Source organism: Streptomyces spiramenti (genome assembly GCF_012034385.1).
Lineage (GTDB): Bacteria > Actinomycetota > Actinomycetes > Streptomycetales > Streptomycetaceae > Streptomyces > Streptomyces spiramenti.
In genome coordinates this window covers 1-10,850 of the sequence record NZ_JAAVJB010000183.1, presented here as the reverse complement: position 1 = coordinate 10,850, position 10,850 = coordinate 1, and the positions used below count along the sequence as shown (strand labels likewise).

Sequence of the window (10,850 nt, the reverse complement as noted above, 5' to 3'; positions counted from 1 at the left end):
GAGAGGTCCAGCAACTGCTCCACCAGCCGCCCCGCCGCCGGGGCCGCCGCGCTGCCGCAGCCGGGACGTGCCGACGACCGCCGCTGCGACCAGCAGCACACCGGCCGCGCCGGAGAGCGCGGCCAGCAGCGGCGCGGTCCATCCTGCACCGTCGCCCTCGGCGCTGTCTGCGGCGGTGACCGAATCGTCGTCCGGACCCGCCCCGGACGCGTCGGCGTCCGCTGACGCGTCACGGCCGTCGCCCCCGGCGAGCGGCGGCGCGCCGTGTTCGGGACCGCTCAGTTCCTCGCCGAGCACGTCCACCCGCAGCACCACTCCGATCGCCGCGTTGCGCGCGACGGCGACCGCCTCCGGCCCGAGCGAGACCGCGATGTAGTAGTCGCCGCCGATCCGCACCGGGGACGCGGCGGCGGCGGACTCGTACCGGTTGGTCCAGGTCACGGGGACGGTGCCCAGCTCCACCGCCAGCGGCTCGCCGCGGTAGGCGCGGTCGACGGTGAACCCGCCCCGCCCGATCGGTGCCCGGTGGGGCGCGTAGGCGGCCGTACTGACGTAGGAGGAGGCCGAACCGGACTGCTGGGTCGGCTCGTTCCCGAACTCGACCCGATAGCGCAGCTGCTGCCCCCAGCCGACCGGCACCTTGAACCAGCGGGTCTGGGCGGGGAGCAACTGGTCGCGCCAGGCGCCCGGACCGAGCTCGGCGGCGTCGTTGAAGCCCGTGCCGCCGGTGACGTCCTCCGGCCCGGCGGTGGGGAGTTCGGCCGCCGCCCCCGCCGCGCCGTAGTCGGTCGCGGACGCCGCCGGTCGCACCTCCGCCGCCAGCGGTTCCTCCACGGCGAAGCGCAGCTCCACCGGCCAGTGGGCCGTGTCGGAGTCGGACTCGCTCGACCGGGTCACGCTCAGCGCGTAGCGGCCCGCCTCGTCGCAGGCGGATCCGCCCGCCGGGGAGGGGATGCGGCCCACCGACTGGGTCAGCACCATGGCACCCTCGTCGTTGCCGAAGGCGACATCGGCGCTGTCGCACCGCCGCGGGCTCTCCGCGGTGTCCTCCAGACGCAGCGCGAGACCGTCCCTCCGGTCGACCGTCACACCGGGGTGAGGCACCGCGGTCACCGACAGGTCGGCGGCGGAGGCCGCGTCCAGCTCGACCGCGTACCAGCGGGTCTCGTCCGGGCCGATGGTGTCGAGGTACTGACCGGGCTCCAGCAGGGGCGCCGCGTCCGGGTCGGCGCCGCCCTCGGCAGCGTCGCCCTCGAACCGGTACCCGTCCGCGGAGAGCCGCGCAGCGCGCTCCAGTTCACGGCCGAGCGCCTCGCCGTCGGGGGCGTCGTAGTAGGTGCCGTGCCCGGCCTCGGCGATGCACTCCAGCTCGGCACGACCCTCCTCACCGATACGGAAGCCGACGGTGTCGATCCGCAACCCCACGCCGTTGCCGACAAGTTCCGCGGCCACCTCGCAGGGAGGCGGCCCGTCGCAGTTGGACTCGCCGTCGGAGACCAGCAGGATCGTCCGGCGGCCGAGGGCGCCCGCCGGCGTGTCGGGCAGGTCGTCCGCGGCGCTCTCCAGCGCGAGGCCGGTGGGGGTGTTGCCGGTGGGGCCGGTGTCGCCCAGTGCCTCCCGCAGGGCGTCGCGGTCCAGCGGCTGCACCGGGTGGACCAGCGTGGTGTCGGTGCAGCTGCTGCTCTCGGAGCCGAACAGCCGCAGCCCGGTGGGATGTCCGTCGGGGAGGGCGTCCACCGCCGTCGACAGGGCCTCGCGGGCCGCCTCCATCCGGGTGCCGCCCGATCCGTCGTCCTCCGCCATGGACCCCGACGCGTCGAGCACCATCAGCAGCCCGGTCGCGTCACCGGAGCCCGCCGTTCCGTCGGCCTGCTGCGCCGGGAGCAGCCGCTCGGTCGGAGCGGCGTGCGCCGCACCGGCGGTCGGCGCGAGCAGGAGCAGTGCCCCCAACCCGACCGCGACCCTCCACACGCCGGCCCGCCCGTTTCCGACCGCGCCGGCGGCGCCCCCGTCCCGCATCGGCCCGTCCCCCTCGGTAACGCTGTGACCAGGTACGGGAGCCACGGTATGAGTTTGCTGGAGCACACGACAAGGGGGAGTGGTGTCACGGTCTCGCCACAGCGGACGATGCCGGTGGGACACCCGCGCTGTGCGGGCGCCCCACCGGCATCACCTCTCCGGCAAACACCGGAGGGCCCCCGGGCCGAGGAACGGCCGGGAGCCCTCCGGGGGGGGTCTGCGGGACCTCAGGCGCCAGTGGAACCAGTGGGGGGCACGGTGTCAGTCGCGTCCATCCACAGGTCCTGGTCGGCCTTGTCCGTCTGGATCTGGCGGTACACCAGGACGCCGCCAACGGCGACCAGTGCGACCAGGAGGAGCTTCTTCACCGCGCTACCTCATCCTTCTTCGACGATCGGACCATCTGGCGCCCGATGATACCGAAAGCACGCCCCCGAACCCGCCCCGGCCACACCCGCGCACCCACCCGGCTGACGCGATTCGCCGCACCACCGCAGCCGTCGGGCCGTTCCGGCCCCCCGCCGCCCCCCCGGCGCCCCCAACCGGCCGACGGACTGGGCGGCTTGCCCCGGCGCCCGTACCGACGGACCGGTCGCGACAAGCCCCTCCGCGCCCCGCAGCCGCCCTACCGGCGCGCCGGGCCCCGGAGAGACAGCTCCACGGACCGACCGGCCACCCCGACCGCGACGCACTGGGCCCCAACCACCTGCACGACCTTCCCGGCGGCCGGCGGGGCCCACCGGACGACAACACGGTGACCTCCGTCACCCCGCCCCACGCACGATGTCGACCTGCGAGCCGCGCACGCGGAACACCCAGCGCACTTCCTGCGGCTCCATGGCGAACGACACCCGGTTCGTCCGGACCGGCCCGTAGAGCCCTGCCGCCGTGCCCAGAGGGTCGCCCGGCGCTTCGGTGCAGTAGCCGACGTGGTCCGTGTGGTCCGACGCCCCGTCGGACCTGCGACCGTCGCCCACCCCGAGCCGGACAGTACCCAGCTGAACCGGAACTCTCCAGAGAGGCCCTCCCCCTCCCGAGCGGCCGGGCCGCCCCACGGCCCCGGAGGCAGAGCGCTCCCGACGCCGAAGGCACCGCTGGCGTCAGCCGTGGATGTCAGAAGCCCCCGACCGGTCCCGGTCGGGGGCTTCTGCGCTGGTGGGGCTAACAGGACTTGAACCTGTGACCTCATCCTTATCAGGGATGCGCTCTAACCATCTGAGCTATAGCCCCGCGCTGCTCCGAAAGATTAGCGCATGGTCGGCCCCGCCCCCAAATCGGTTCCGCTGCCGCCGTCACGGCGTCCATGCGCCGGTGGACGGGGTGTCCGAGGGCCCTCGGCGGCCCGTCGCCGGCGCCCGGTCCGCCTCGGCCGGACGGCCGCCCGGAGAGCGAACCGCCCGCCGACCGGCGCCGCCCGCCAACCGACAACCCGGGCCCCCCAACCCGCGCACAGCGGGAAGAACGCCGCGCCCCGCACACCGCGCGGGAACGACGAACGGCCCGGCCCCCTCGCGGGGAACCGGGCCGTTCGCCGTCCGTCTCAGCGGGCCGGCGGGTGGGGTGCCGCCGTCACGACACCCCGTCCACCGTTGGTCGCCCGCACCGACGCACCCCCCGTTGGCAGCTTCGCCTCCGAGAACGCCGTCACTCGTCCTCGGCCAGCGTCAGCTCCACACCGCCGACGAAGCCGGCGGAGAGGTTGTACATGAACGCCGCCAGCGTCGCGAGCGCCGTGACCAGCACCACGTCGATGATGGCGATGACGGCGGTGAAGGTCAGGACCCGGCCCAGCGACAGGAACGCCTGGAGGTCGAACCCGCCGCCCTCCTCCGTACCGGTCGCCTCGCTGATGAGGTCACCGATGCTGGAGAAGACGCCCATGGCGTCCATGACCAGCCACAGCACCGACACCGCCACGATGGTGCAGATGCCGAGCGCGATGGACAGCAGGAAGCTGACCTTCATGACCGACCACGGGTCGGCCCGCCCGACGCGCAGCCGCGCCTTCCGGACGCGGGGCACCACGCGGGCCCCGGTCCGGGCCTTGCGCTCGGTCTGCGGCGGCCGGGACGGCTGGGCGGGCTGCCCCGGCCCGGTGATCCGGGCCGGCTTCTGCGGGCGTAGCTGCGTGGTCTCGTCGGGCCGCGGCCCGCTCTTCCCCGCGTCGCCGCCCGCCGCACCACCGGCCGGCGCGGGGTACGCCTGCGGCGGCCGGTAGTGCTGGTCCTGCTGGGGGTTTCCCTGGCCACCTTGGGAGTAGGAGTCCGTGGGCCTGGTCATCGTGGTCCCCCCACGAGTCGTCGCTGACCGGGAGCGGTCGCCCCCGGGGTCGGCGCCCGTTGCGCCGTCCGTGATGGTGGTCGGTTCTGCCGTGCGGGGACTGTCGTCCTCCGCACCGCGGCCGGGCGCGCCCGGGGCTCCACTCACGGCTTACTCCTTGGTGCGGTTCCGAGTCGGGGCGAGCGTCACTGGCCTGCGCCGGCGTCGTCCGCGGTCCCGTTCACGGCGTCACCGGGGTCACCGCCGGTCGCGGTGGTACCGAGGTCGTCGGCCTCGGCGGCGTCACCGCCACCACCGACCACTGCCTCGACCTCTTCGGCCTCGCGGCCGGCCTCTGCGTTGCGGGCGACTCCGACCACGGCGTCCCGCTTGCCGAGGTTGATCAGCGACACGCCCATCGTGTCACGGCCGGTCTGCCTGATCTCGTTGACCCGCGTGCGAATCACTCCTCCGCTGAGGGTGATGGCGAGGATCTCGTCCGTGGCCTCGACGACGAGCGCGCCGACGAGGGACCCACGGTCCTCCACGATCTTCGCCGCCTTGATCCCGAGACCGCCGCGACCCTGCACACGGTACTCGTCCACCGGCGTGCGCTTGGCGTATCCGCCGTCGGTGGCGGTGAAAACGAACGTTCCCGGCCGCACGACGTTCATCGACAGCAGCTCGTCGTCCGTGCGGAAACTCATGCCCTTCACGCCCGAGGTGGCCCGCCCCATCGGGCGGAGCGACTCGTCGGTGGCGGTGAAGCGGATGGACTGCGCCTTGCGGCTGATCAGCAGCAGGTCGTCCGTGGACGAGACCAGCTCGGCACCGATCAGCTCGTCGTCGCGGCCGTCCTCCATCTGCCGCAGGTTCACGGCGATCACACCGCCGGCGCGGGGCGAGTCGTAGTCCTTGAGCGGCGTCTTCTTCACCAGGCCGGACTTGGTGGCGAGGACCAGGTGGGGCGCGGCGTCGTAGTCGCGGATGGCGAGGATCTTGGCGATCTTCTCGTCCGGCTGGAACGCCAGCAGGTTGGCGACGTGCTGGCCGCGCGCCTCCCGGCCCGCGTCCGGCAGCTCGTACGCCTTGGCGCGGTACACCCGGCCCTTGTTGGTGAAGAACAGCAGCCAGTGGTGCGTGGTGGAGACGAAGAAGTGGTTGACGATGTCGTCCTCGCGCAGCTTGGTGCCGCGCACGCCCTTGCCGCCGCGCTTCTGCGCCCGGTAGTCGTCGGCCTTGGTCCGCTTGACGTAGCCGCCGCGGGTGATGGTGACGACGATGTCCTCTTCGGCGATGAGGTCCTCGATGGACATGTCGCCCTCGAAGGGGATCAGCTTGGAGCGCCGGTCCTCGCCGAACTTGTCGACGATGGCCGCGAGCTCCTGGCTGATGATCTGCCGCTGGAGCTCGGGCGAGGCGAGGATGCCGTTGTACTCGTCGATCTTGATCTGCAGCTCGTCGTGCTCCGCGGTGATCTTCTGCCGCTCCAGGGCCGCGAGGCGGCGGAGCTGCATCTCCAGGATCGCGTTCGCCTGGATCTCGTCGATCGCCAGCAGCCCCATCAGGCCCTGGCGGGCCTCGTCCACCGTCTGGCTGCGACGGATGAGGGCGATGACCTCGTCGATGGCGTCGAGCGCCTTCAGCAGGCCCCGCAGGATGTGGGCGCGCTCCTCGGCCTTGCGGAGGCGGAACCGGGTGCGCCGCACGATGACGTCGATCTGGTGCGCGACCCAGTTGCGGATGAACGCGTCCAGCGACAGGGTCCGCGGCACGCCGTCCACGAGCGCCAGCATGTTGGCGCCGAAGTTGGTCTGGAGATCGGTGTGCTTGTAGAGGTTGTTCAGCACGACCTTGGCGACGGCGTCCCGCTTGAGGACGATCACCAGTCGCCGACCCGTGCGGGAGGAGCTCTCGTCCCGCACGTCGGCGATACCGCCGACGCGGCCGTCCTTGACGAGGTCGGCGATCTTCAGCGCGAGGTTGTCCGGATTCACCTGGTAGGGAAGTTCGGTGACCACCAGGCACTGCCGGCCCTGGACCTCCTCGACCGCCACGACGGCGCGCATCGGGATCGATCCGCGACCGGTGCGGTACGCCTCCTCGATGCCCTTGCGGCCGACGACCAGCGCGCCGCTGGGGAAGTCCGGGCCCTTGATCCGCTCGATGAGGGCGTCCAGCAGCTCGTCGGAGCTCGCCTCGGGGTGCTCCAGGAACCACTGGGCGCCGGCGGCGACCTCGCGGAGGTTGTGCGGCGGGATGTTGGTCGCCATGCCGACCGCGATACCGGCGGAGCCGTTGATCAGCAGGTTCGGGATGCGGGCCGGGAGGACCTTCGGCTCCTGGTTCCGGCCGTCGTAGTTGTCCTGGAAGTCGACGGTCTCCTCGTCGATGTCCCGGAGCATCTCCATGGCCAGCGGCGCCATCTTGCACTCGGTGTACCGCATCGCCGCGGCCGGGTCGTTGCCCGGGGAACCGAAGTTGCCGTTGGAGTCCACCAGCGGCATCCGCATCGACCACGGCTGGGCCAGGCGGACCAGGGCGTCGTAGATGGAGGTGTCGCCGTGCGGGTGGTAGGTGCCCATGACGTCACCGACGACGCGTGCGCACTTGTAGAAGCCGCGCTCGGGGCGGTAGCCGCCGTCGTACATCGCGTACAGCACACGGCGGTGCACCGGCTTGAGGCCGTCCCGCACGTCGGGGAGCGCCCGGGAGACGATGACGCTCATCGCGTAGTCGAGGTAGGAGCGCTGCATCTCCATCTCGATCGTGACCGGCTCCACGCGCTGCCCGTCCTCGGGCGCCAGCAGCGCGACGGGCGCCTCGATGTCGCCGGTGGGCGGGGGTGTGGCGTCGCCGTCCGGGGTGGGGTTGTTGTCCTCGGCCATGGGTGAGCGTCCGATCCGTTCGAGCTGCGAGGCGTTACGACTTCGACTGGTGTGGCTACGGCTGATGTGGGAGCGACGGACTCCGGCGCCGGTCACCCGGCGGCCGGTGGGCGGCGGCCGGATGACCGGCACCGCCGTCCCCGCCGCGCAGGGCGGCCCCCGGGCGCCTGCCCGGGGGCCGTCCCTCAGATGTCCAGGAAGCGGACATCCTTGGCGTTGCGCTGGATGAAGGTCCGGCGGGCCTCGACGTCCTCGCCCATCAGGACCGAGAAGAGGTCGTCCGCGGCGGCGGCGTCGTCGAGCGTGACCTGGCGCAGCAGCCGGTAGCCGCGGTCCATCGTGGTGATCCGCAGCTCCTCGGCGTTCATCTCGCCCAGGCCCTTGAACCGCTGGATGGAGTCCTCACGGATGCGCTTGCCCTGGCGGCGGCCCAGGTCGATCAGGCTGTCGCGCTCGCGGTCGGAGTAGGCGTACTCGAACTCGTCCCGGCCCCACTTGATCTTGTAGAGCGGGGGCTGCGAGAGGTAGACGTGGCCGGCCTCGACCAGCGGACGCATGAACCGGAAGAGCAACGTCAGCAGCAGGGTGTTGATGTGCTGGCCGTCGACATCGGCGTCGGCCATCAGGATGATCTTGTGATAGCGGAGCTTCGCGATGTCGAAGTCCTCGTGGATACCGGTACCGAACGCCGAGATCAGCGCCTGTACTTCGGTGTTCTGGAGGACCTTGTCGATCCGGGCCTTCTCCACGTTCAGGATCTTGCCGCGGATCGGCAGGATGGCCTGGTACTGCGGGTCGCGACCGGATTTGGCGCTGCCACCGGCGGAGTCGCCCTCGACGATGAAGATCTCGCACTTGGCCGGGTCGTTGGACTGGCAGTCGCTGAGCTTGCCGGGAAGCGACGCCGTCTCCAGCAGGCCCTTGCGCCGGGTGAGGTCGCGGGCCTTGCGGGCGGCGACCCGCGCGGTGGCGGCCTGGATGCTCTTGCGGATGATGTCCGCGGCCTCGACCGGGTTCCGGTCCAGCCAGTCCGTGAGGTGCTCGTGGACGATCTTCTGAACGAAGGTCTTGGCCTCGGTGTTGCCGAGCTTCGTCTTCGTCTGGCCCTCGAACTGCGGCTCGCCCAGCTTGATCGAGATGATCGCGGTCAGACCCTCGCGGATGTCCTCACCGGCGAGGTTGTCGTCCTTCTCGCGCAGCAGCTTCTTGTCGCGGGCGTAGCGGTTGACCAGCCCGGTCAGCGCGGCGCGGAAGCCCTCCTCGTGGGTGCCGCCCTCATGGGTGTGGATCGTGTTCGCGAAGCTGTAGACACCCTCGCTGTACTGGGTGTTCCACTGCATGGCGACCTCGACCGAGAGCATCCGCTCCTTGTCCTCGGCGCCGATGTCGATCACCGAGGGGTGCACGGGCTCGCCCTTGCGGGAGTTGAGGTGCCGCACGAAGTCGGAGATGCCGCCCTCGTAGTGGTACGTGACGTGGCGGGCGACGTCGTCGTCCTCGGTGCCCGCGGTGTCGGCACCCACCGTCTGCTTCGCCGCTTCGCGCTCGTCCGTCAGGGAGATGGTGAGTCCCTTGTTGAGGAACGCCATCTCCTGGAAGCGCCGCGAGAGCGTCTCGAAGGAGTAGTCGGTGGTCTCGAAGATGTCGCCGTCGGCCCAGAACGTCACCGAGGTGCCCGCGGTGTCGGTCGCCTCGTTCTTCGCCAGCGGCGCGTCGGGCACGCCGAGCGAGTACTCCTGCGACCAACGGAAGCCGTCGCGTCGCACGTCCACCGCGACCCGGCGGGAGAGGGCGTTGACGACGGAGACGCCCACGCCGTGCAGACCGCCGGAGACGGCGTAGCCACCGCCGCCGAACTTGCCGCCCGCGTGCAGCACGGTGAGCACGACCTCCACGGCCGGCTTGCCCTCGGAGGGGACGATGTCCACGGGGATACCGCGGCCGTTGTCGATCACCCGGACGCCGCCGTCGGCGAGGAGCGTGACGTCGATGGTGTCGGCGTGACCCGCGAGGGCCTCGTCGACGGAGTTGTCCACGACCTCGTAGACGAGGTGGTGCAGGCCCCGCTCGCCGGTGGAGCCGATGTACATGCCGGGCCGCTTGCGGACCGCGTCCAGCCCCTCCAGGACCGTGATGGCGCTGGCGTCGTACGACGCCTCCACCACATGGTCGGCCACCACCGGCGCGGCGTCCGCGGAGGTGGTGGCGGGCTCGTTCTCGTTGGGGTTGCCGGAATCGGCCACGGAGCGCCCTTTCTGGCACAGGACGGCGACGTTCCGGGCGCACCGGAACGGCCGTGTCACTCGACAGGGTCCGCGAAAAGGCGGTTGCCCCATTCTACCGCCACCACCGACACCAATGGGGCTTTGCCGGGCCCTGAGGGCACATGTGATGCCCTGAACCGGCCGCTACCAACTCCCCATATGGGCACCCACCCCAGGAAACGCTCACAGCGGCGCACAGCGACGAGTCGACTCCGTGCGCACAAATGCGCCGCATACCCCTCGAACCACCCGATCCCCAGCCCGTTCCCGGGCCGCACGGGGCGGGAATGCGGGGGAGCCCCACCCCGCCGGGCAACCGGGGCGAGCACCGACGGCCCCGACGTGACTCGCGTCACACTCACAGGGGCGGGTGGTGCGGTAGCGGTTCCGCTACGGGCAGTTGCCTATGCGGGTCCCGGGTGCATCGGACACCGGCGTCCGGGGGCGCCCCGCCGTCGAGCACCCCTTCGGGCCGGGGCCGGTCGCGGGAGGACGGGGCCCCCGGGCACAGCGGCGGTGAGATGCGCGCGACGCCGCGTCGCCGGAGGCGGCGCGTGCCGCCTCGGAACAGCGCGGCAGGCCCGGTGGGCGCGACGGCAACCGGCAGCGGGGGAGACCCTCAGCCGTAGGTGTCGCCCGGTCCCTTGCTGCCGGGGGCGCGCCACTGCCCGGGCGTGCGCGCGGGGCCGCTGGGTCCCTTGACCTTGATGAGCCTGACGGTGCCGGTGCCCAGCTCCCCGTTGAGCCGGACCAGCAACTGCGGTGCCAGGAGTCGCAGCTGGGTTGCCCAAGCCGTGGAGTCGCACCGCACGGTGAGCACCCGCTCCCGTTCGTCGTACCCCTCCGGCTCGCAGTGCTGGGCGATCTCGGGACCGACCACCTCCGGCCAGCGCCCCGACACCCCGCCGACCGCGATCGGCATCTCCCAGCCGCGCTCCGACTTGAGCCGGTCGAAGGCGGCGCCCAGCTTCAGCGGGTCGCGCCCGCCCGGTCGGGCGCCGGAGCGCAGCGCCGGGGTGCGGCTCTGCCGGGTGCGCCCCGCACCACGTTCCCGCGCCCGCTGCCGCGCTGCCCGCAGCGCGACCCGGGCCAGGTCGACGCCGGTCGGGCCGTCACCACCGGTGGCGGCACTCGGTCCGGCGGGGGCGCCCGGCCCGGACGGTGCACCCTGTCCGGCGGGTGCGTTGCCCTCCGCACCGCTGCCCGGCCCGGTGCCGTCGGAGCGCGGTCCGGTGCCGAAGAGACGTTCCTGCTCGCGGCCCTCACCGCGTCCCGCTCCGGTCTCAGCCATCGCGCACCGGCCCCTCGTCGGACCACGTCCCCGAGTCGTCCGCCGAGGGACGCGCCACGCGCCTCGTCGCTGTCCGCTCCGGGCTCCTCGGTCAACCACCCCTGGGTGACCAGCGTCTTCAGACACGGG

General features: G+C 72.2%; 7 protein-coding genes and 1 tRNA gene. All 8 read right to left on the bottom strand.

The window, feature by feature from the left end:
- A partial coding sequence (locus tag HCJ92_RS25420) for a VWA domain-containing protein (protein WP_338054246.1) occupies window positions 1-2,064 on the bottom strand: 2,064 nt, incomplete at its 3' end.
- 182 nt (window positions 2,065-2,246) lie between these two features.
- Window positions 2,247-2,387: a DLW-39 family protein gene (locus HCJ92_RS24425; protein WP_168087416.1), complete on the bottom strand. Its 141-nt coding sequence runs from the start codon at window positions 2,385-2,387 to the stop codon at window positions 2,247-2,249.
- 396 nt (window positions 2,388-2,783) lie between these two features.
- Window positions 2,784-2,996, bottom strand: a complete 213-nt coding sequence (locus HCJ92_RS18485; protein WP_167934731.1) for a hypothetical protein — start codon at window positions 2,994-2,996, stop codon at window positions 2,784-2,786.
- A 176-nt stretch (window positions 2,997-3,172) separates the two neighbouring features.
- A tRNA-Ile gene (locus HCJ92_RS18480) sits at window positions 3,173-3,249 on the bottom strand.
- A 414-nt stretch (window positions 3,250-3,663) separates the two neighbouring features.
- Complete coding sequence (locus tag HCJ92_RS24420; protein WP_420824740.1) at window positions 3,664-4,446, bottom strand: DUF3566 domain-containing protein; 783 nt, start codon at window positions 4,444-4,446, stop codon at window positions 3,664-3,666.
- 38 nt (window positions 4,447-4,484) lie between these two features.
- The gene (gyrA, locus tag HCJ92_RS18470) at window positions 4,485-7,166 is read right to left on the bottom strand and encodes a DNA gyrase subunit A (protein WP_275942316.1); all 2,682 of its coding nucleotides are present in this window, start codon (window positions 7,164-7,166) and stop codon (window positions 4,485-4,487) included.
- A 185-nt stretch (window positions 7,167-7,351) separates the two neighbouring features.
- Window positions 7,352-9,409: a DNA topoisomerase (ATP-hydrolyzing) subunit B gene (gene gyrB, locus HCJ92_RS18465; protein ID WP_420824739.1), complete on the bottom strand. Its 2,058-nt coding sequence runs from the start codon at window positions 9,407-9,409 to the stop codon at window positions 7,352-7,354.
- 640 nt (window positions 9,410-10,049) lie between these two features.
- Window positions 10,050-10,721: a DciA family protein gene (locus tag HCJ92_RS18460; protein ID WP_167934729.1), complete on the bottom strand. Its 672-nt coding sequence runs from the start codon at window positions 10,719-10,721 to the stop codon at window positions 10,050-10,052.
- Between the last annotated feature and the right edge of the window lie 129 nt (window positions 10,722-10,850).